The sequence below is a fragment of the Arthrobacter rhombi genome (assembly GCF_039526245.1).
Classification (GTDB): Bacteria; Actinomycetota; Actinomycetes; order Actinomycetales; family Micrococcaceae; genus Arthrobacter_H; species Arthrobacter_H rhombi.
The window spans coordinates 241,168-261,934 of record NZ_BAAAIV010000012.1 but is presented as its reverse complement, the minus strand read 5'-3'; the positions used below and the strand labels follow the sequence as shown (position 1 = coordinate 261,934).

Below are 20,767 nucleotides of genomic sequence, written 5' to 3'. Positions count from 1 at the left end.
TCGCCGATCGCGTAGAATCGAACCACTATGGCCAAGACCCTTAACTCACCCGCAAATGATGATGCGAAGCCCAAGCGCTCCTTGTTCTCCCGCAAGCCCAAAGCAGAAAAGGCCGCCAAGGAACCAGGCCGGCTGAAGCAGCTCGGCCAGGTCTTCCAGATGACCCGGCGCAACGACCCGAACGCCGTGTGGTGGATGGTCTTGGCCTTCGTCGGCATCGTTGCCATCGGCCTGGTCGTTGGCCTGCTGATCAACAACTGGATCACCACGCTTCTGGTGTCCATCCCCCTGGGCCTGCTGGCCGCCTTGCTCATCCTCTCCCGGCGCGCCGAACGGGCTGCGTTCAAGCAGCTGGAGGGCAAGGCCGGTGCCGCCGGCGCCTCCATGTCCGTCCTGCGCCGCGGTTGGGTCCTGACGGAGCAGCCAGTGGCCATCAGCCCGCGCACCCAGGACCTGGTCTTCCGCGGCATCGGTCGTCCCGGCGTCGTGCTGGTCACCGAGGGCCCGACGAACCGTGTCCGCCCCCTCGTGGACTCCGAGCGCCGTCGCATGAGCCGCGTGCTGCCGAACGTCCCGATCCACGTCATCAACGCCGGCTCGGGCGAGGGCCAGACGCCGCTCGGTGATGTGGCCAAGAAGATGAAGAAGTTCCCCAAGACGCTGAACAAGCAGGAGGTCCACGCCGTGGACATGCGCCTGTCGACGTTGGGAAGCGCCAAGCTGCCGATCCCCAAGGGCATCGACCCGAACAAGGCCCGTCCGGACCGCCGGTCCATGCGCGGCCGCTAAACGGTATCCACGAAAAGTGCCGGTTCCCCCGCGGGGGAACCGGCACTTTTTTGTTGCAGAGACAGGGGCCCGGGCTCAAATACGCACGAGGATCGCCTTGATCGCCCGGTCATGCAGTCCGCGCTGATCCGGATCGGTCACCAGGGGCGGAATGACCAGGCAGACAAGGATTCCGCGGATCAGGCCCTGCAGCGGTCGGATGGCGGAACCGTCCATCCCCTGGACCTGCATCCCCAGGATGCGATGGCCGATGGAGTGGCCGGTCACGCCGACGAAGAGGATCTGCATGGCCGCGAAGAACGTCAGGTTCGCCAGGGAACTGCCATTGAAGAAGATGAAGGACGGGATCATGGCCAAGGCCCAATCGATGCACAAGGCGCCGACGCGTCGTCCGATGCGGGCCACCGAGCCGGGACCGGACTCCGGCCGACCGAGCCGCTGGCCTGGCCAGGCCTCGGGATTGAGCTGCGGCGGGCCTTCGAGCCACGAACTGACGTCTTTTCTTTCCACCCCTCCAGCCTACCGTGGCGCGGTGGCGGTGCACCGGCGTCGTGCCCGGGAACACGCTCCGACAAGCTCCACCCGGGGAAACGCCAGCATCGGAAACCCGGATCCGTGCCCTGCTGATCGTCACCCTCGGGGGCGCCGTGTAACGTCACCGAAACACATGCGTCACTGTCGAGAAACCAGAATTCGCTAGGGTAGAGGTAACAGCGAGGGGCCGACACGTGCAAAAGCCGCGTGCTTCCCTGGCCTGAGCAGATCTCTTAGGAGCAGTAGCAGATGTTCAAGAACCCGGACGAAGTCCTCCAGTACATTGCCGACGAAGACGTGAAATTCGTCGATATCCGATTCACGGACCTTCCGGGGGTGCAGCAGCACTTCAACGTCCCCGCGAAGACGGTCGACGCCGACTTCTTCGTCAACGGGCAGCTGTTCGACGCGTCCTCGATCAAGGGCTTCCAGGGCATTGCCGATTCAGACATGCAGTTGATCCCGGACGTCACCTCCGGTTTCCTCGATCCCTTCCGCGTTGAAAAGACGCTGGCCTTCAACTTCTCGATCGTGAACCCGCGCACGGGCGAGCCGTACCACCGCGATCCGCGAGGCGTGGCCGAACGGGCCGAGGCGTACCTGGCGTCGACCGGCATCGCCGACACCGCCTTCTTCGCCCCCGAGGCCGAATTCTTCATCTTCGACAACATGCAGTGGGAGTCGAAGCCCCAGGGCTCCTTCTACAAGATCGATTCCGTCGAGGCGCCGTGGAACACCGGCAAGAAGGAAGAGGGTGGCAACCAGGCCTACAAGACCCCGTACAAGGGTGGTTACTTCCCGGTCGCGCCGACCGACAAGCAGGCCGACCTACGTGACGCGATCTGCCTGGAACTCGAGGCCGCTGGCCTCGAGGTCGAGCGCTCGCACCACGAAGTGGGTGCGGCGGGCCAGGCGGAGATCAACTACAAGTTCAACACGTTGACCCACTCGGCCGATGACATCCTGAAGTTCAAGTACATCGTCAAGAACCTGGCCGATGCCTGGGGCAAGTCGGCTACCTTCATGCCGAAGCCCATTTTCGGTGACAACGGTTCGGGCATGCACTGCCACCAGTCGCTGTGGACCGACGGCGTGCCGTTGTTCTACGACGAGAAGGGCTACGCCGGACTGTCCGACGTCGCACGCTGGTACATCGGCGGGCTGCTCAAGCACGCATCGGCAGTCCTCGCGTTCACCAACCCGACCGTGAACTCCTACAAGCGCCTGGTCAAGGGCTTTGAGGCCCCGGTCAACATGGTGTACTCGCAGGGCAACCGCTCGGCCGGCATCCGCATCCCGATCACCGGTTCGAACCCGAAGGCCAAGCGCATCGAGTTCCGCGCCCCGGATGCCTCCGGCAACCCGTACCTGGCCTTCGCCGCACAGCTGATGGCCGGCCTGGATGGCATCCGCAACCGCATCGAGCCGGCGGACCCGATCGACAAGGACCTCTACGAGCTCCCGGCCGAAGAGGCCAAGGACATCCAGGTGGCCCCGGGGTCCCTGGAGGAAGCCCTGGTCGCCCTGGAAGAGGACTACGAGTTCCTCCTTGCCGGCGACGTCTTCACCGAGGACCTGATCCGCACCTGGGTCGACTTCAAGCGTGAGAACGAGATCAAGCCGCTCTCGCTGCGCCCGAACCCGTACGAGTTCGAGCTCTACTACGGTTGCTAGCCAGATCCCGCGGCTGAATCCGGTTTAGTCCGCACAGAGTCCGCACGGGCTGCCAACACTTCGGTGACGGCGGCGCGTGCGGATTCTTCTTTATCCGGGAACATATGCCCGTAAGTGTCCAGGGTCGTCTTCGCTGACGAGTGCCGGAGGCAGCGTTGCACGACTTTCACGTCCAGCCCCGATGCTATGAGGAGCGAGGCGTAATAGTGCCGGAGGTCGTGATACCTGAACCCTTCCGGCAGGCCTTCGACAGTTGCCCGCACTTCCCGAAAACGCGTCTCCAATGTGTACGGAGCTATGGCCCGGCCCCACTCGGTGGTGACTATGGTGTCACTGTCGAACTTTGCCGGCATTCTGTTCAACTCCACCGCGAGATCCGTGGATATGGGGATCGGTGTCCTGGAGGCTTCCGTCTTCAAGGGGTCAGCCGGGTACTGGAAGACGGGCGATATGACGCCGCGCATGAAGTCCACGTCCTCTACCCGCAGCGCGACGGCTTCGGCAACTCGTAGCCCGGCGAACGCCGCCAGCAGGATAGCCGGACGCAAACCTTCCGGCATCGCATCGTGAAGCGCCCAGACCTGAGCCGTGGTGGCGACGTATGGCCGTTGCTTGCCGCCCTTTGGCGAGGTCTTCCGGCTGACCGGGGAGCGGGCCACAAGCCCATCGTGGACTGCGTCGGCGTAGAGCTGGCCCAGGCGGCTGTGAAGCGCATAAACCGTGGAATCAGCTAGTCCCGACTCCTTGAGCCGCACAGTCCAAGCCTTGACCTCAGACGGGCGTACAGACGCCAAGGGTCGGCCGCCGAACGCCTCCCGGATGTGCTTCAGATGCGACCGAGCTTGGCGTACCGTCGATGTCCTGTTCTGCTCATATCCCTTGAGCCAGGAGTCAGCCCACTCCCCTATCGTCGTCTTCGCATTCCGCGGGTCCAGGTAGTCGCCCCGGACTACGGATGCAATAACCTCATCCAGCCACTTTTGGGCGTCGATCTTCCGGGCGAAGTGCCGGGAGTGCTCCTTGCCAGCCGCGTCGCGGTAGCGGGCGCGCCACGCCCCGTCAGGACGCTTCTGGATCGATGCCATTTAGCGCCTCAAACAAATCATGCAGCTTCCGATCCGGCGAGGACCAGAATGCATCTTCGGCCGCCACCTCGCGTTCAGCAAGCGGTCGCCCAATTCGGGCAACGACGGCTTCCTTGTTTTGCTTACGCTCCAGTTTCACCTGTTCCACCAACCTCTCGGGCGTTAGGACAAGCTGTGCTGCCACATAGGAAATCTCATCTTCGGCCAGTTCGGCGTGGTCCGCTCGATAGGCCAGCTCTTCCTGGGCCGCCAGATACTTGCCGATAAGCGAGTTCAACTCTTCGGACAGGGACTCCGCCCGCTTGGAAGCTACTTCATACTCCCGCACGGATCTGGGAAGCCATAGCGCGTACATTTCCACGCCGAAAACCTCTGCTAGCGCCTCGGCTTCATTCAGCCTGACCGGACGCTCCCCCTTCTCTGTCCTAGAAACCGTCATCTGCGTGTACTTTGGCCAGCCAAACTCGGCCATACGGCGAGCAAGTTCGGACTGAGTCCAGCCCCGCTCTTCACGCAGGGCGATAACGCTCTCAATTACACGGGATTCAATACTAGGTTCGCTCTTATCGGCCATACTCAGCATTCTTCCACAAAAAAGAGTTGCGATCCATCACCAATGTGGTAATCTCGAAGCATCACCAAAAAAGTGGACTAAACCCACAAAAATGATGGAGGACAGAATGCAAGTCGCCATGCACCGCCTGATGACGATGGACGAGGTTTCCGAGGAAACCCGTATCCCGGTGAACACGCTCCGGTTCTACCGGCACAAGGGCACCGGCCCGAAGTCGGCCAAGATCGGCGGCAAGGTCATGTACCGCCGCGAGGACCTGGACAAGTGGATCAACCAGGCGTTCGAAGCCGGCCAGGCCAGCTAGAACCGCTCGCCCCAACCGCTCCGAGGTACGCCACGGACGATGACACCAAGAAAGTTTGTGATGCCCACAATCACCCTCACCGGCTACGAGCGCCGCATCACTGAATTCACAGCCGAACGACAGATCCCGATGAGCAGGTCCAAGACCCAGCGACTCGCCCTGAAGCTGCACAAGCGACAGGCCCGGATGCTGGATGAGGATCTGACCCGCTACATCACCTACTCCGATCCAGTCGGAGAGTCGGTAGCAACAAATGTGGACGCTGGAAGAACTTCCCTTCGCCACTCAAACAAGAAAAACGGCCCCGGAACCGTCGCCAAACAGTTTTCCGAGACCGTCCAACCCGCCCTTTGAAAGGCAGATCATCATGCAACAGCCTACCAACAACCTCGCCGCAGGTACACGCGTGACCCACAAGGGCACGGGAGAGCTCGGCACCGCCCGATACCGCGCCTTCTCCCTCCGGCAGGAAGCGGATGAACTTATCGCCCGCGCCCGGACCTTGGAGGATGGCTCGGCTGCCGCAGCCATCCAGGCTTCGGGAGTTACTGCTGCGGCTTTCATGGACATGACCATCACACAGGTCGCCCAGTGGGCCGAGGACCGCGATGTGGAGGCCGGCGGCGTCATCCGTGCCATCTACGAAATGCAGGGATCAAAGTGATCGCCCTCCACGTGGCCCTCACGGTCGTCGCCGGCATCTGGGCATGGCGTCTCATCTTCGAGGCCGACCCGGAGTAACCCACCATGGACCCGCTGCCCCCGCACGCAGGCCCAGACCCCCACTACGAACGACTCGAAGAGCTCCTACGCACCCACCCGGATGCATGGGAGCTCTTCCTATGGGGGTATCAAACGGGCTTAGCCAAGTCCATAGACCACGAGCGACTGGCACGCATCATCCGCGCACAGGAACTCCAGCAAAAGGAAATCCAAACCTCTGTCAAGGGAACTCGCGAGTTCATCGACGTAGCGCGGCACCGAGCCCGCTACGGACTCGCGGACCCACCCTGTAGAAAGGCATCCTAAGTGGATTACCAGTACGACAACGTCCTCGAAGCACGCGTAGCAGCCGAGAGCATTACGCCAGCTCCGTTGCAATCCGCGCCCCGCCCTCCATCGTTCCCGGCAAATGACCTGCCCAAGTGGTGGAAGGACTATGTCCTGGCGACTGCCGAGGCAACGCAGACTCCGGTGGACATGGTCGCTACCGTCACGCTCGGAATCATGGCCGCGTGCGTCGGAGGCAAAGCCGTCATCGAACCCACCCCCGGCTGGATAGAACCACTGAACCTATACACGGTCGCGGCCATGGAACCGGGCAACCGTAAATCCAGTGTCTTCGCCAGTTGCACCAAACCACTCCGCGACTTCGAGGATTTGAAGATCAGCGAGGCCCGGCCCTACATCAGCGAGCAGGCAGCGCGAAAGAAGCTCCGCGAGGACAGGGCCGAAACGGTGCGCAAACAAGTCATCGGCGGCAAGGCAACCGAAGAGGCGTACCTTCAGGCCAGCCGGGAGGCGGACGAAATCGTCGTTCCACCCTTGCCCCGGATCCTGGCCGACGATGCAACACCCGAAGCACTGACGTCTTTGGCTGCGGACAACGGCGGCAAGATCGTCGTTGCCTCGGCAGAGGGGGGGATCTTCGACATCTTCGCCGGCCGGTACAGCGGCGCGCCGAACATGGAGATCCTGCTGAAGGGCCACGCCGGGGACGAAATGCGGGTAGACCGCAAAGGCCGGGAATCCGAAACCTTGCCGTCGGTGACGCTGGGCTTCATCCTCACCGTGCAGCCATCGGTCCTCCGGGAAATCGGGCGGCAACCAGTCGAGAAATCCCGCGGCGAGCTCGAACGCTTCCTGTACTCCATCCCCGGTTCATTCGTGGGATACCGGAAGGTCAACCCGGCTGCCGTGCCAACCGAGGTAGCAGCCGCCTACTACGAACGAGTGCAGGAACTCGTCGGCAGGCTGTACGACAACCAGGAACCCGACGTGCTCACCTTCGGCCCGGAGGCTGCCTACCGATTCAACATCTGGCAGGAGGCCGTAGAAACCGATCTGCGGCCCGATGGGCAACTGGGGAGCCCTCGCCTCATCGGCTGGGGATCCAAGCTGGCAGGAACCACGGCACGGTTCGCGGGAATCCACCACCTGGCATCCGGCCGGCCAGCTTCGGAGCCCATTTCTGCGGATTCTGTGGATTGTGCGGCGACCATGGCCGAGTACTTCATCGAACATGCCATCGCAGCCTTCTACATGATGAGTTTCACGAACCCCCACGCCAAGGCGCAGACCCTCCTGAAACTCATTCGGAAGGGTGGCGTGGACACCTTCACCGTGCGGGAACTCATGATGCGTGCCAGTCGAAGTGTGTTCCCCGACGTGGAAACCATTCAGCAGGAATTGAACTTGCTGGCAGAACACGAATGGGTACTGCCTATCCAGCCTGAGAGTCGGGAGGGAGCAGGGCGGAAGCCATCACCTCGATTCGTGGCGCACCCAAGCATATTCATCGATCCGAACCACGCCACAGAATCCACGGAATACACAGAATCCCATTCCGTGGATTACGTGGATTACGTGGGAGCCCCCGCGAACCGAATCCAGGAGTCAGCATGACCGACCAGTTGGCCCTCAAGGACTGGCAACGACTCGCCGCCCTACGCCAGGGCATCATCGCCAAATTGGAGCGAAAGATCCGGCGGCTAGAGAACGAGCTCGAAGACCTTCGCAACCCGAATCAGGAGAACCCCGCATGAACCCGACAGTCCTGATCGACGGCGTGCATGTCGTCCTGGCACAAGTCCGCAGCGACTCCCAAGAGCCCCGATACCGGCGCACCGTCTACTGGAACCTCCCGGCGGCCCAACGAGCCGTAGACCGCGCCCACATGGCCGGGAAAGACGCCCACATCATCCTCTGCCAGCTACGCCCCGTCGAAGCCGGAGAGCCCACGCAGCCCGAAGACAACCAGGAGACGCTGTGGCAAGCAGAGCAGGCCAACCGATGACCCCCGCCACAGAATCCACGCAATCCACGGAATCAACGCCGCCGGCCGACTGGACACCGCCACGATGGGTAGCCCAGTTCAACAAGCGCCAGCTTCAATGGCTCGCCGTCCAACTACAGGACCGCCAGCACAAGGCCCGCACAGAGGCCACCGCGGCAATAGCCCGCCTCGCCGTACTCGAAGCCCACACCACCACGCAGGAGGCCCGCAAATGAGCGGATACAGGTACACGGACAGGCAGTTGCTCGGATGGCGGGAACCCGCACAAGCCGCAGCCCTTTACGAGCGGTCCACATGGCTGGAGCAGCAAGCCAACTACTGGAAGCACCGCGCCGAACGCCTACAGGCCTATCTACAAGCCCACGACTGCCAGGAGAACGGCCGATGACCCGTCGCCCCGGAGTGAAGCCCAAACCCTGGACATGGAGAGACGAGCAGCGCAACGAAACACCCGGAATCGCGCTCACCAACCGCGCCAAAGGCCTTGTCTCCCACCTGACCTACCCCGAAGCCCGGACACTCGCCGACCAGCTCCACGACCTCTGCGACGCCAACGGCGAACCGGAGCACCCACTACCCGCCACCACGGCAGAACAGGAATAACCAATGAGTGACGCAAACGAAATGCGAGCACAACTCTCCGCACACCTCACCCCCGGCGAAACCATGAACCAACCCAAACCAGCCAGCCTCAACCCCGACGACCAACCCGAATGGCAACCCCCCGCCCTCAACGACAACCGGGCACTCAAAGCCCAAATCATCGACGCCATCGAAGGCAAAACCACCCCCGAACAAACAACCCCGTTCGACGACTTCAAAACCCAGGCAGCCGCAATCCAAGCCGGCATCAACCGCCTCAACCAAAACAACTGAAAGCAGGACACACCATGCGAGACATCACCAGCCCCACCACCTACGCCGCCGAAGTACAGACCATCATCGACGCAGGCGGCACCATCACCGAAAGCTTCCGAAACACCATCAACCGGTGGGAAAACTACACCAACAACAACCACACCATGCAACACGAACTCAACACCGCCATCCTCGACCCCGACTCCACACCCGAACACCTCCACCACCTACGGATCCTCGCCGAAGCCGAAGCCGCAGGAAACCCCGTCACCCAAGCAACCGTCCGCAACGAAGCCAGCGCCCACGTCCTCGCCGCACTCCACGTCGAATACCGCAGCCTCGCCGCAGCGAACTACAACACCATCCGCGAACGGTTCAACACCAAAGCCGGGGAACTCGTCAAAGCCCTCGAAACCACCGACTCAGAAACATCAGCCGAACAAATCGTGAAGGCCAACGCCAAGGAACGGGGGGCATGGTCAGACGGCCCCGCCCTCGCCGTGGAACTCACCACCCTCCTCGCCACCCTCCACACAGCCGCAACCCTTACCGGCTACAGCCCACACGCCAGCCGCCTCGACAGCACGCTCATCGGGCTCAGCATCAACGCAAGCGGCCTACACCGCCGACGCGTCTGGGAAGCCTGGAACAACAACACCAGCCGCGGCGGACGCTGGCGCGAACTCTGGAACCTCGGAGCAACCATCGAAGCCCCAGCACTAGACGACGCCAAGCCCTACCGCGAACCAGCACCAATGGAAACCCGCGCCGAACACACCGGAACCGGCATCAGGCAGTACGCCCACGACCCCGAAGACGACAACCACGCAGGCGACCGCAACCAACTCCGCAACACCGCAGCAGAAGCAGGCATCACAGCCATCGACTACGACGACACCAACAGCGCCGTCACCGTCCGCTAACCCACACCACAAGGTGCGCCCGTGACAACCACGCGGGCGCACCACACCCGGGGCGGGGATCCCCTCCCCACCCCCCCCTGGGCACTCCCTCTGCATAGTGCCGTTTTCACTCATGGCCTGCCAGAACAACGGGCCCTTGCGGGGTCATGGGAGGGCACTGGATACCGCTAGAACACGCGTAAACCCGTTGGCCGGGCCGCGTTCATATCGGCTCTTTTGGGCCGTTTACAGGCCCATTGGAGGGCAGGATTGGAGACGAAATGATGATGCCGAGAGGATTGGGCTCAGCGGGCAAAGCCCTATGGGAGGCTACGACCAGCGAGTTTGAGTTGATGGACCATGAGTTGGCGCAACTCGAGGAGGCGTGCCGGACACGCGACCGGATCCGGGAGTTGGATAAGGCGGTGAAGGATGACGGGCTGATGATCAGCTCGTCCCAGGGGTCGCGGTTGCATCCGGCCGTTGCGGAGGGCAGGCAGCAGCGTCTTGCGTTGGCCCGGATCCTGGCTACTTTGCGGATCCCTGGGTTGGAGGAGGACTCGTTGCCGCCGGCCCGTGGTGTTCGCGGCGTTCATCCTGGGGGAGGTCGGCGTGGTTAGGCGGCGTCAGCGGGAAAGGGTGGTCGGGGAAGCTGAGGTCTTGGACTTCATCCCTGACCAATGGCCGGGTGAAACCGACTTTGAACGGTACGAGGCGTGGGCGGCTGCACGTAAGGCGTGGGCTGCGAAGAGCGTGGCTGAGGGTGGACCGGGCCTTCCGTTGTACATGGGTTGGATCCCGGATCAGCCATGGTCACCGTATGGCCCGGATGGCACCCCGAACTTCTAGGCGAACTGTTTTTGGCGTGAACACCGCGGCGGGCTGCAACACGGTAAGTGCCGAGTGATGGCGGGGAGCGTGATGACTGACCATGCGAGGATCCGCCAGCGCCTGCGGTCGGAGTAAATGGGCTGGGCTCTACTTGTTTAGGAGATACCCCCTTCAATCCCTTGTGCCTTCTGGCCGCACGGGGGATGCCCCCAGCAGTTCAAAAAGGCTGCTGGGGGCATTCTCATTTAAGAAGCCAAATCCTCCATTAGGCGAGGCAGGAGGCTGTTGGCGAATACGTCATCAGAGTGTCCTTCCTCCCGGAGAGGCACAGGGAACTTTGCGTGGTCCCCATAGGTCAATGAGTATGAAGCGTTGCCGTCATAGTTGTTCCAACTGTTGTTTGGGACCATTTCCGGCGCGTTGAGAATGGTCAACGCTGTTAGACCGGCTCTCGGCAGCACCCGAACCTCTGGACCGGTCTTCGAGATTGGCCCACTGTAGTAGATGACATGACGTTCCGTGAATACTGCGAACTCGATATGAGCTGTCACGCCGTCTGCTGCATAAGACACGCACGAACTGAAGTACTCCGGTTCAAGTCCGTTCAGCGCGAACGCAATCATGTTGACGAGTCCGCGGAACGCATGGTCGTCCACGTCCGTGTGTAGCGTTGACATCCCTGGTGAGTCTGTCTGGATCAGTTGCGAGATTTTAGAGCCTAGAGTTCGCATCTCTTCGCTTGATGGCATGGTTAGCCCCCCGTTCTGTAGTTTTCGGAGATGGCGCGTGCCGCCCCCCATCACGGAGCCTAATCCGCTACCGCATGAATTGGAATCCTGGTCGAGCGCCACAGCCTCAGACTCCCCGGTCGTTCTCTTGAGGGGACCACAAGCGAGTTCAAACCAAGCTTGGGACGGTCATGTATAGATATAGTCATGACTTTTACGGACTGGGGAATGTTCGCCATTGCCTTTCTATCGTTGGCTGTCGCCTGCATAGCGACTCGGTTTGCGAGCAAGGCGGCGCGATCTGCAGCAGACCAGGTGGAGCTTCAGGAGCAGTTGGCAAAGGAAGCTGCGCAACCATACGTGTGGGCAGACGTTCGGCCAAGTAAGATTCACGGATCGAACCTCAGGCTATTAGTAGGAAATAGTGGGCGCACTCTTGCACGGAATGTACGTCTCACTGTCGATAAACAACTTCCGACTCAGACGTCCAAGGCCGCAGACCTGCTTGAGGATGCGCTTAGGCGCTTCCAAGAGGGCCATGCCTCGATAGCTCCCGGCCGCGAATGGAGCTGGTCGTTAGGCTTCGGCGGTGCACTACTGGGGGATAAGAATGAGGATCTCAGGTTCACATTCACCATCAACGCTGATGGACCGTTCGGGCCCATTCCGGAATTATCGTATTCGGTAGACATGAATGACTGGCGTGGATCCACGTCTGAGGGAGAGGGCAGCCTGGCTCTCATTCGCAAGTCCATTCTTGAATTGAAAACGTCTGTTAGTGGCATCCGCGAGGCGCTAGTCGCGAGGCCAGATGAGGAACAATGAATCGGACCTAAAGGGCTGGCCTTGCTAGTCCCCGACACCGAAAACACCCGCCACCACCGCCAGCGTTCCGACAGTGTCAGTCCGCAAAAAGTCCGCAGCAGGTCCACAAAGGCACTGTTTGAGTCATCGACGGACAACACTGATATCCCCGGAATCATGCGGGAAACAGCATGATCCAACCTCCCCCAATAACAGCGAAAGACTTCGAGCTCTACTACGGCTGCTAGGACCTAGCACCGACGACGCGAAGCCAGACACCGGTCCGCCGGTGTCTGGCTTCCGTGCTGTGCGGCCCGTGTCCCCCTCCCCACCGGCCGCCGGCGCTTGCTAAAAGGGAGGCTCATCCGGGGTCGGCGGGAGCGGCGGCCGTTCACCGCCCCAGGGATTGTCCCGGTCATCGGGCCGCTGGATGACCGGCGGGCCGTATCCTCCGGCCAGGCGTTTCAGGCGCCGTTTCCGGGTGGCCTTGCCCCACCGGCTGCGCGCATAGCGGCCGTGTTCGGGGTCCGCACACGAGCTGTCCGGTACGTCGTGGACGCGCCCCCACTCGCTGATCTGCAGGGACTGGTACCGGTCCGACTCGATCCTTCGTGACTCCGTGCCATACAGATCCCGGGGTTCGTTCGGCTCCAGGTCCTTCCAGAGCCAACGCTCCCACTGGAGGGTGGTCAGGAACCTTGTCCGCGTCAACGTCACCACCCCGGGGTCGGCGGGTCCCCCGGGCTGCGGAGCGGAGGCGCTGGGAATGACCGCATCCGGATCCATCGGCGGGGACGGAAGGCCCGCAGGGTCTGGAGGTGCCAGCGACTGTTGCCCGCCGCCGACGGCCCAAGGCGCGGCCGGGTACCCGACACGCTGGGTGCCGAACAGGGACGTGACGAGTACCGTTCCGCCGGCACACTGCTCCACCTCGATCAGCCCCAGGGACTTCAGCCGGTGGCAGCGTTTGCACCTGAGCTGGGTGTTGGCGATGTCAGTTCCGCCGCCGTCCTGCCATTCCCTGGTGTGGTCGACCTCGCAGTTCCGGGCCGGGCCGGTGCAACCGGGCGTGGCGCATCCACCATCCCGGAACCGCAGTGCGGCGCGTTGGGCAGGCGTGGGCCGGTACCGGTCCTGGCCGAATTCCAGGATGGCTCCGGTGATCGGGTCGGTGATCAACCGCCACCAGGTCTTCGCGGCGGTCATCAGCTGGGCCGCCGAGCCCTGGTCGATGGGACCGGCTCCGAGCAGGGTGGGTACGGGCGCTCCCGGCGCCAGCTGTGCGGTGGCCAGGCCTCCAACGCCCCGCAGGTCCTCGCCGACGGTTCCACGCGCAGGCGGCGGGCCGTCAATGCCCGTCTCCTCGCCACCGAGCGGTCCGCCGGGGGTTCCCGGGAGCATGGTGGAGGGGATGGCGACGAAGACCTCTGCGTTGACCGTCTCCAGTCCCTGGCCCCGTGGACCGTTGAGCATCATGTCGGTGAAGACGTCGGCCCGCAGCTGGTCCAGGGTCCGGACTTCGGCGGGGTCAGCCATGGCCTGAAGGTCGGTTTCGCCGTTTCCTGCCGCGGCTGCCGCCTGGACCACCGCTGCTGCGGAGTCGGGGTCTGCCGTGAGCAGGCGCGCCATGCTGTCGATTTTGGAGAAGATGGCCTGGCAGCTGGCCGTCGGGAGATAGCCCGAGAACCACGTCATGCCGTGGTTGGCCTCCTCGAGGGTGATCCGACGGTCCCGCAGCTCGGTGCGGGACCGCTGGGTGTAGGAGACGCCGTAGTACTTTTCCAGCAGCTGGCGACCCCTGGCACGCAGCTGTGCCGGAGATTTGCCGGGGGCGGCCGCCAACATGTCCGCGCCGAAATCCCGGCGGTCCGCCCGGGCTTTCGCTGCCCTCCGGGCCATCTCCCGTTCCCATTCCTGCTTTGTCGCCTCATCCGCCGTCGCCGGCGGCAGGGGCAGGGGTTCGGGCACCAGCTGCCGGGTGTGCTCGAGGATGCGCTGCACGTGGCTGGCCCCGATGCGCCCCAGGGCCAGCGACTCCAGGACCTCGGGGGTATCCATGACCAGCGTTTCCGCCTGGTCCAGGACGCGGTGGGCCTGGCCCTGGGACAGTCCGGCCACCAGGGCGATCTCCATGGCGGCACTATCGGTGGCAGCAAAGAGGACCGTCCGGCCCGTGCGCAGGGAAATCTGCATCCCCGAACGGCCCTCCAACGCCTCCAGACGTGGTTCGACCGCACGCTGGGCCTCGTCATGCAGCATGGCTGCGGCCCGGAACTTCTCGGCCTCGGCGAACCGGGCCAAGGCCTCGGCGGCCTTCAGCCGCGCAGATCCGGTCACGGACGACCCGGCCAGCCGGGTCATGCCCCACCCGGTGACCTCGATCTGGTCCGCAACCTGTTCCATGACTCCACCCTGCCAGCCGCCACCGACAGTTTGGAACCGTGCCCCACCCGGGATGGCCTACTCCCGGAATGGCCCACTACCGGGACATCACCTAGAGGGAAATCAACTAGAGGGACATCAACTACAGAGACTTCCACCGCAGGGACATCCACCCAGCCAGGATCGTCGTCGTACCTGGTGAGCTGGTGGGTGGCAGGGGGAATGGAGATGGGTGGCCCGGTCAGCCGGCGATGGTGGTCAGCAGGAAGGCAGCCGGTTCGGCGGCCACGACGTTGTGTAGGACGTCGGGGATGACGAACAGGCCGCCGTGCCCCACCTCCTGCTCACCGTCTGCCCAGCGGACCGTCACGGAGCAGTGCAACACCAGCAGCGTGGCCGCCTCGGGTTTGGAGTGGTCGGCGAGCTCGGACCCGGCGTCCAGGGCCATCAACGTCTGGCGCAAACGGCCATCCTTCAGGACAGCGGTGGCGCTGCGCCGATGCGGTGACGATTTGGCCCGTTCCAGGTGTTCGGCCACCAATTCGTCCAGTTCAGCCTTGCTCACATGCATGGTTCCCACTCTCCTCGTCGGTGACGACCGGCCCCAGGCGGGGCCCCGCCGTCGTACTCAATGCTGGCTGGTTTCCTCGAACCCGTAGAAATGCCGTTCGAAGACGCTGCGTGCCCTCCGCGTGACGCGGCGGTAGTCGTTGTCGAGCTCGGAGGCCCCGCCGGCCGGGTAACCGCACCAGCGTGCGACGGCTTCCATGTCGCGCCAGGACCGTGGCAGCACGTCGGAGGCGCGTCCGGTGCAGGCCACCGAGGCGCTGCGGATCCGGGTGGCCAGCGACCAGGCTCGGTCCAGCAGCTCCACGTCTCCCGCCGGAAGGATCTCCAGCTGCGCCAGCGCCGCCAGGGCCTCCCGGGTGGAGGTGGTCCGCAATGCGGGATGCTCCTGGGCGTGTTCGAGCTGCAGCAGCTGGACCAGCCATTCGACATCGCTGAGTCCGCCGCGGCCGAGCTTGACGTGGCGGGTGGAATCCGCGCCGCGCGGCAACCGCTCGGCTTCCACCCGGGCCTTGATCCTGCGGACCTCCCGGACTTCGTCGGCGGTGATGCCGCGCCCGTACCGGATCCCGTCGACCAGCGTCATGAATTCGGCGGCCAGGTCATCGTCGCCGGCCATCGGGCGGGCGCGCAGCAGTGCCTGGCGTTCCCAGACCAGCGCCCAGCGGTCGTAGTACTCGCGGTACGAGTCCAACGACCGGGCCAGCGGCCCGTTCTTGCCCTCCGGGCGCAGTGCAGCATCCACCACGAGCTTGGGTTCGGCGAGGACCGCCGGCTTCAACGGCTGGGTCAGCAGCTTGCCGACATGGGCGAAGATCCGCAATGCCTGCTGCTGCGCCGCCTGGCCATCCGCGCCGTCCCGCGGCCGGTGGACATACAGCACGTCCGCGTCGGAGCCGTAGCCGATCTCGCGGCCGCCCTGGCGACCCATTGCGACCACCAGCAGATCGGTGAGGCGTTCGGTGGAGGCGAATTCGTGGTCCTCAGCCACCCGCAAGGCGGCGAGGACCGCCGCCCGGTCGATGTCCGAGAGGGCCAAGCCGATCTGGTCGAGGTCCATCAGCTTCGCCGAATCCGCCAGGGCAACGCGCAGCATCTCCCGCCGGCGGTTCAGCCGCACCAGCCGCATCGCGGATTCGGGGTTCTTGTGCCGCTTGAGCTTCGCCGCATTCTCCTGCCACAGCTGCTCGAAGGGCATCGGGCGCAGTTCGCGGTCATCGCCCAGCCAGGCCGCCGACTCCGGGGAGACCTCCAACAGGTCGGTGATGAACCGCGAGCCGGAGAGCACATGGCACAACCGTTCGGCGGCGGCGCTGGAGTCGCGCAGCATGCCCAGATACCAGTGGGACTCCCCCAGGGCCTCGCTCAACCGGCGGAAACCGAGCAGCCCGGCGTCGGGGTCCACTCCGTCGGCCAGCCATTCCAGCAACACGGGCAGCAGCTGGCGCTGCAGCGAGGCGCGGCGGCGCACCCCCGACGTCAGGGCCTCGATGTGGCGCATGGCCCCCTGCGGGTCCAGGTACCCCAGTGCCGCCAGGCGTGCCTGTGCCGCCGCCGGGGAGAGCCGCACCTCGTCGGTGGACAGGTTCGAGGCCGAGGCGAGCAGCGGCCGGTAGAAGATCGCCTCGTGGAGCCGGCGGACCGACCGCTTGGTGTTCTGCCATTGGCGGGTGAGTTCCTCTGCCGGTTTGCGCCCGCTGACCGCCTGCCCGCGCGAGGCCCGGAACAACACCCGCAGGGCCTCCTCCTTGACCGGCATCAGGTGGGTCCGGCGCAGGTTCACCAACTGGATCCGGTGCTCCAACACCCGCAGGTAGCGGTACGCGGCATCGAAGTCGGCGGCGTCGCCGCGGCCGATGTAGCCCCCCGCGCTCAGCGCGGCGATGGCCGAGGTCGTATCGCGCACCCGCAACGTCTCGTCGATGCGCCCATGCACCAGTTGCAGCAGCTGGACGGTGAACTCGACATCGCGCAGCCCGCCCGGGCCCAGCTTGATCTGCCGGGCCAGCTCGTCGGAGGAGATGTTCGCCAGCACCCGCTTGCGCATCCCCTGGACCGACTCCACGAATCCGTCGCGTTCGGAGGAGTTCCAGATCAGCGGGGCGACCGCAGCTTCGTAGGCCACCCCCAACTCCGCGTCGCCGGCGATGCAGCGCGCCTTCAGCAGCGCCTGGAACTCCCAGCTCTGGGCCCACCGGTCGTAGTAGGCCACATGGGAGGACAGCGTGCGGGACAGGGCGCCGTCCTTGCCCTCGGGCCGCAGGTTCGCGTCCACCTCCCACAGCGCCGGCTCGGGGCCGGGGCTGTTGATGGCCCGCCCGATGCCCACGGCCAGGGTTGCGGCGATCTCGGCGGCCCGGTCGTCGTCCAGCCCCTCGGCGGCGTGCACGTAGATCACGTCGACGTCGGAAATGTAGTTCAGTTCCCGGGCTCCGCATTTGCCCATGCCGATGACGGCGAGGCGGACGGCGGCGACGTCGTCCGCGTCGAAGCGCTCCGCCGCTTCCGCCCGGGCGATGGCCAGCGCGGCGTCGACGGCGGCACCGGCCAGGTCGGCCAATTCGGCGGCGACCACCGGCAGCACCAGCGAGGGGTCGTCGGCTTCGACATCGCGCAGGGCCAGCCAGGCCAGGCCGGCCCGATACGCCACCCGCAACCGGGAGTACCCGTCCTTGCCGGTGTGTGCGGCCACCGGCGCTGCAGCAGCGGGATCGGCGCCGACCGCAGTCAGCAGGTGGGCGCGCAGCACCGCGGGGGGCACCGCCGTCCACCCAGGGGGAACCGCCAGGCCGGTTCCGGGCACGACGGCGGGTTCGTCATCCTGCGCCGCGGGTTCCGGCTCTGGTTCTGGCGCGGGCCCTGCCGGGTCCATCGCGAAGATGTCCAGGTGTTCGGGGTGGCGCACCAGGAAGTCGCCGAGGGCCTGGGAGGCACCCAGGAAACGCATCACCGGAACTGCTGCCCCGGCGTCGTGCACGCGTTCGAGGAGCGCCGGATCCTGTTCGGCCAGGCGCAGCAGCAGCAACAGTGCCTGGTCCGGGTCGGCAGCGGCGCGCAGTCCGGCGAGCAGTGCCGCCTCGTCGGCGTCGGCCAGCACGTCGTCGGCCAGGAACCGCTTGGCCCGCTCGACGTCGTCGAACCCCGCGGAGATCAGCTGTCGGGTCAGGCTCACGGCGTGCCCCCTAGAGGATGCCGAGGTAGCGGGAGGTCTCGAAGGGGCTGACGTATTGGCGGTATTCGTTCCATTCGTCCTGCTTGTTGCGCAGGAACGAATCGAAGACCTGTTCGCCGAGGATGTCGGCCACCAGTTCCGAGTCCTCCATGGAGCGGATCGCGTCATGCAGCGAACCGGGCAGCGGGGCGTGGCCCATGGCGCGGCGTTCGGCGGCGCTGAGGCCCCAGACGTCGTCGTCGGTGGCCGGCGGCAGCTCGTAGCCCTCCTGGATGCCCTTCAGCCCGGCGCCCAGGATCACGGCGTAGGCCAGGTAGGGGTTGGCCGCCGAGTCGATGCCACGGTACTCCACCCGCGCCGACTGGCCCTTGTTCGGCTTGTACAGCGGCACGCGGACCAGTGCCGAACGGTTGTTGTGGCCCCAGGAGAGGTGGCTGGGCGCCTCTCCCCCGCCCCAGAGCCGCTTGTAGGAGTTCACGAACTGGTTCGTCACGGCGGTGAATTCGGGGGCGTGGTGCAGGACCCCGGCGATGAACTGCCGGGCGGTCTGCGAGAGCTGGTACTCCTGCCCGGCCTCGAAGAACGCGTTGGTGTCGCCCTCGAAGAGCGAGAAGTGGGTGTGCATCCCGGAGCCGGGGTGGCTGGAGAACGGCTTGGGCATGAACGTCGCGTAGATGCCCTGCTGCAGCGCGACCTCCTTGACCACGGTTCGGAACGTCATGATGTTGTCGGCCGTCTGCAGGGCGTCGGCGTAGCGCAGGTCGATCTCGTTCTGGCCGGGTCCTGTCTCGTGGTGGCTGAATTCCACCGAGATCCCCACCGCCTCGAGCATGGTCACTGCACGACGGCGGAAATCCTGGCCCACGCCGCCGGTCACGTGGTCGAAGTAGCCGCCATGGTCCACCGGGCTCGGCTCGCCGTTGGCGTCCAGGTCATCGGACTTCAGCAGGTAGAACTCGACCTCGGGGTGGGTGTAGCAGGTGAAGCCCATGTCGGCGGCGGCGGCGAGCTGGCGTTTGAGCACATGCCGCGGATCCGCCGGCGAGGGCTCCCCGTCCGGGGTGAGGATGTCGCAGAACATCCGCGACGTGGGTTCGATCTCCCCGCGCCACGGCAGGATCTGGAAGGTGGAGGGGTCCGGCTGGGCCAGCATGTCGGATTCGTAGATCCGCGAGAGGCCCTCGATGGAGGAGCCGTCGAAGCCCAGTCCCTCCTCGAACGCCCCCTCGACCTCGGCCGGGGCCAGGGCGACGGACTTCAGCGATCCGACGACATCGGTGAACCACATGCGCACGAAACGCACGTCACGTTCCTCGATGGTCCTGAGCACGAATTCCTGCTGGCGGTCCATGGGCTGGCTCCTCGTCTGATCCGGCGATTGCTGCGGTGGTTGCGGGCCGTCCCACCGTCGCCAACTCTACTCGGAAACCGTAGTCAACCGGGTGTCCGGGTCCAACCGGTGCCGTATCCTGAGGGACATGTCGCACGAACAGCCTGCCCCCTATGCCTCCGGCCAGCCCACGTCGGCGCCACGTCCTGCCGGGCGGATCCGCATCGGCCACCTGGCCCAGGCGAAAGCCGAGGGCCGGCGGTTCGCGATGCTGACCGCCTATGACCAGTACGCTGCCTCCATTTTCGAGGAGGCGGGCATCGAGGTCCTGCTGGTGGGCGACTCCGCGGCCAACAACGTGATGGGCCACGCCACGACGCTGCCGATCACGCTCGAGGAGATGGGCGTCTTCGCCCGATCCGTCACCGCCGGGGCCAAGCGCAGCCTGGTGGTCTGCGATCTGCCGTTCGGAAGTTTCGAGGCCTCGCCGCAGCTGGCCGTGGAATCGTCGGTGTGGTTGATGAAGCACACGGGCATCCACGCAGTGAAGATGGAGGGCACCGCACGCCGTGCCGACCACGTCCGCGCCGTGGTGGACGCCGGCATCCCGGTCATGGCACACATCGGGTTCACCCCGCAGGCCGAACACGCCCTCGGCGGCTACAAGGTGCAGGGCCGTGGGGATGCCGCGGCGCGGCTCGTCGAGGATGCGCTGGCCCTGGAGGCAGCAGGCGCGTTCTGCGTGCTGCTGGAAATGGTGCCGGCCGATGTCGCGGCCGCGGTGGAGGCCGCCCTGACCGTGCCCACCATCGGCATCGGGGCCGGTGCGGCCACCACCGGGCAGGTGCTGGTGTGGCAGGACATGATGGGCCTGAACCCGGGCAAGCTGCCGCGTTTTGTGAAGAAATATGCCGACCTGCGTCAGGTCATGGGCCAGGCCGCGGCGGAGTACCACCGCGACGTCGTGGAGGGCACGTTCCCCGCCGACGAACACGGGTTCTAGCCAGCAGGTGCCCCGGGCACCGGCTCAGGCGCCGTCGTCGTCCTCCCAGGACTCGTTGTTGCGCTCCACCTGGGCCAGCGCGCCCTGGGCTTCCTCACGCGTGTTGTAGGGGCCCAGCAGCTGCGACCAGTCCGACTGGGGGCCGGATTCGACCTGCTTCGTGTTGACGTTGAACCAGAAATCGCCGCCGGTGGTTTCGCTGCCGTCGCTCATC

24 protein-coding genes are annotated in these 20,767 nt (G+C 64.8%); 15 read left to right on the top strand and 9 right to left on the bottom strand.

Going from position 1 to position 20,767, the window contains the following annotated elements; all coding sequences use genetic code 11:
* The first annotated feature begins 27 nt into the window (after window positions 1-27).
* On the top strand, window positions 28-789 hold the full coding sequence (locus ABD088_RS11880; protein ID WP_343902146.1) for a DUF4191 domain-containing protein: 762 nt from the start codon (window positions 28-30) through the stop codon (window positions 787-789).
* Between the two features lie 75 nt (window positions 790-864).
* Here ABD088_RS11880 and ABD088_RS11875 read toward each other — a convergent pair whose 3' ends face one another.
* Window positions 865-1,299 (bottom strand): RDD family protein, encoded by a 435-nt coding sequence (locus tag ABD088_RS11875; protein ID WP_343902145.1) that lies wholly within the window; start codon window positions 1,297-1,299, stop codon window positions 865-867.
* A 273-nt stretch (window positions 1,300-1,572) separates the two neighbouring features.
* On the opposite strand from ABD088_RS11875, the gene glnA (ABD088_RS11870) reads away from it, so the two are divergent.
* A complete protein-coding gene (glnA, locus tag ABD088_RS11870) occupies window positions 1,573-2,997 on the top strand; it encodes a type I glutamate--ammonia ligase (RefSeq protein ID WP_343902144.1) in 1,425 nt (474 codons plus the stop codon).
* Here the strand turns inward: glnA (ABD088_RS11870) and ABD088_RS11865 are convergent.
* Window positions 2,994-4,082 (bottom strand): tyrosine-type recombinase/integrase, encoded by a 1,089-nt coding sequence (locus tag ABD088_RS11865; protein ID WP_343902143.1) that lies wholly within the window; start codon window positions 4,080-4,082, stop codon window positions 2,994-2,996. The genes glnA (ABD088_RS11870) and ABD088_RS11865 overlap by 4 nt on opposite strands.
* Entirely contained in the window at window positions 4,057-4,656 is a 600-nt protein-coding gene (locus ABD088_RS11860) for a helix-turn-helix domain-containing protein (protein ID WP_343902142.1), read from the bottom strand. The genes ABD088_RS11865 and ABD088_RS11860 overlap by 26 nt, the downstream gene beginning before the upstream one ends.
* A 91-nt stretch (window positions 4,657-4,747) precedes the next feature.
* Between ABD088_RS11860 and ABD088_RS11855 the strand changes: the two genes are divergently transcribed.
* The 11 genes from ABD088_RS11855 (at window position 4,748) to ABD088_RS11805 (ending at window position 9,757) form a co-directional block, all read left to right on the top strand.
* Window positions 4,748-4,960: a helix-turn-helix transcriptional regulator gene (locus tag ABD088_RS11855; RefSeq protein WP_343902141.1), complete on the top strand. Its 213-nt coding sequence runs from the start codon at window positions 4,748-4,750 to the stop codon at window positions 4,958-4,960.
* A gap of 60 nt (window positions 4,961-5,020) precedes the next feature.
* Window positions 5,021-5,314 (top strand): hypothetical protein, encoded by a 294-nt coding sequence (locus ABD088_RS11850; RefSeq protein WP_343902140.1) that lies wholly within the window; start codon window positions 5,021-5,023, stop codon window positions 5,312-5,314.
* Between the two features lie 13 nt (window positions 5,315-5,327).
* Complete coding sequence (locus ABD088_RS11845; protein ID WP_343902139.1) at window positions 5,328-5,624, top strand: hypothetical protein; 297 nt, start codon at window positions 5,328-5,330, stop codon at window positions 5,622-5,624.
* A 365-nt stretch (window positions 5,625-5,989) separates the two neighbouring features.
* Window positions 5,990-7,585, top strand: a complete 1,596-nt coding sequence (locus ABD088_RS11840) for a YfjI family protein (RefSeq protein ID WP_343902138.1) — start codon at window positions 5,990-5,992, stop codon at window positions 7,583-7,585.
* Window positions 7,582-7,725, top strand: coding sequence for a hypothetical protein (locus tag ABD088_RS11835; RefSeq protein WP_343902137.1), 144 nt, complete (start codon window positions 7,582-7,584; stop codon window positions 7,723-7,725). Before ABD088_RS11840 ends, ABD088_RS11835 begins: the two co-directional genes overlap by 4 nt.
* Complete coding sequence (locus tag ABD088_RS11830; protein ID WP_343902136.1) at window positions 7,722-7,976, top strand: hypothetical protein; 255 nt, start codon at window positions 7,722-7,724, stop codon at window positions 7,974-7,976. The genes ABD088_RS11835 and ABD088_RS11830 overlap by 4 nt, the downstream gene beginning before the upstream one ends.
* Window positions 7,973-8,191, top strand: coding sequence for a hypothetical protein (locus tag ABD088_RS11825; RefSeq protein WP_343902135.1), 219 nt, complete (start codon window positions 7,973-7,975; stop codon window positions 8,189-8,191). The genes ABD088_RS11830 and ABD088_RS11825 overlap by 4 nt, the downstream gene beginning before the upstream one ends.
* Window positions 8,188-8,364, top strand: coding sequence for a hypothetical protein (locus tag ABD088_RS11820; RefSeq protein ID WP_343902134.1), 177 nt, complete (start codon window positions 8,188-8,190; stop codon window positions 8,362-8,364). The genes ABD088_RS11825 and ABD088_RS11820 overlap by 4 nt, the downstream gene beginning before the upstream one ends.
* Window positions 8,361-8,579, top strand: a complete 219-nt coding sequence (locus ABD088_RS11815; RefSeq protein WP_343902133.1) for a hypothetical protein — start codon at window positions 8,361-8,363, stop codon at window positions 8,577-8,579. The genes ABD088_RS11820 and ABD088_RS11815 overlap by 4 nt, the downstream gene beginning before the upstream one ends.
* 3 nt (window positions 8,580-8,582) lie before the next feature.
* On the top strand, window positions 8,583-8,852 hold the full coding sequence (locus ABD088_RS11810; protein ID WP_343902132.1) for a hypothetical protein: 270 nt from the start codon (window positions 8,583-8,585) through the stop codon (window positions 8,850-8,852).
* A 14-nt stretch (window positions 8,853-8,866) separates the two neighbouring features.
* Window positions 8,867-9,757: a hypothetical protein gene (locus tag ABD088_RS11805; RefSeq protein ID WP_343902131.1), complete on the top strand. Its 891-nt coding sequence runs from the start codon at window positions 8,867-8,869 to the stop codon at window positions 9,755-9,757.
* 1,055 nt (window positions 9,758-10,812) lie between these two features.
* Here the strand turns inward: ABD088_RS11805 and ABD088_RS11800 are convergent.
* Complete coding sequence (locus ABD088_RS11800) at window positions 10,813-11,418, bottom strand: hypothetical protein (protein ID WP_343902130.1); 606 nt, start codon at window positions 11,416-11,418, stop codon at window positions 10,813-10,815.
* A gap of 84 nt (window positions 11,419-11,502) precedes the next feature.
* On the opposite strand from ABD088_RS11800, the gene ABD088_RS11795 reads away from it, so the two are divergent.
* Entirely contained in the window at window positions 11,503-12,120 is a 618-nt protein-coding gene (locus ABD088_RS11795; protein WP_343902129.1) for a hypothetical protein, read from the top strand.
* A 327-nt stretch (window positions 12,121-12,447) separates the two neighbouring features.
* Here the strand turns inward: ABD088_RS11795 and ABD088_RS11790 are convergent, their stop codons facing one another.
* From ABD088_RS11790 to glnA (ABD088_RS11775), 4 genes are all read right to left on the bottom strand, one after another.
* Window positions 12,448-14,502, bottom strand: coding sequence for an HNH endonuclease signature motif containing protein (locus tag ABD088_RS11790; protein WP_343902128.1), 2,055 nt, complete (start codon window positions 14,500-14,502; stop codon window positions 12,448-12,450).
* A gap of 220 nt (window positions 14,503-14,722) precedes the next feature.
* Complete coding sequence (locus ABD088_RS11785) at window positions 14,723-15,046, bottom strand: cupin domain-containing protein (RefSeq protein ID WP_343902127.1); 324 nt, start codon at window positions 15,044-15,046, stop codon at window positions 14,723-14,725.
* 63 nt (window positions 15,047-15,109) lie between these two features.
* Complete coding sequence (locus ABD088_RS11780; protein WP_343902126.1) at window positions 15,110-18,220, bottom strand: bifunctional [glutamine synthetase] adenylyltransferase/[glutamine synthetase]-adenylyl-L-tyrosine phosphorylase; 3,111 nt, start codon at window positions 18,218-18,220, stop codon at window positions 15,110-15,112.
* Between the two features lie 10 nt (window positions 18,221-18,230).
* Entirely contained in the window at window positions 18,231-19,571 is a 1,341-nt protein-coding gene (glnA, locus tag ABD088_RS11775; RefSeq protein WP_343902125.1) for a type I glutamate--ammonia ligase, read from the bottom strand.
* Between the two features lie 127 nt (window positions 19,572-19,698).
* On the opposite strand from glnA (ABD088_RS11775), the gene panB reads away from it, so the two are divergent.
* On the top strand, window positions 19,699-20,553 hold the full coding sequence (gene panB / locus ABD088_RS11770; RefSeq protein WP_343902124.1) for a 3-methyl-2-oxobutanoate hydroxymethyltransferase: 855 nt from the start codon (window positions 19,699-19,701) through the stop codon (window positions 20,551-20,553).
* Between the two features lie 24 nt (window positions 20,554-20,577).
* On the opposite strand, the gene ABD088_RS11765 is transcribed toward panB, so the two are convergent.
* On the bottom strand, window positions 20,578-20,766 hold the full coding sequence (locus ABD088_RS11765) for an SPOR domain-containing protein (RefSeq protein WP_343902123.1): 189 nt from the start codon (window positions 20,764-20,766) through the stop codon (window positions 20,578-20,580).
* Window position 20,767: the final 1 nt, after the last annotated feature.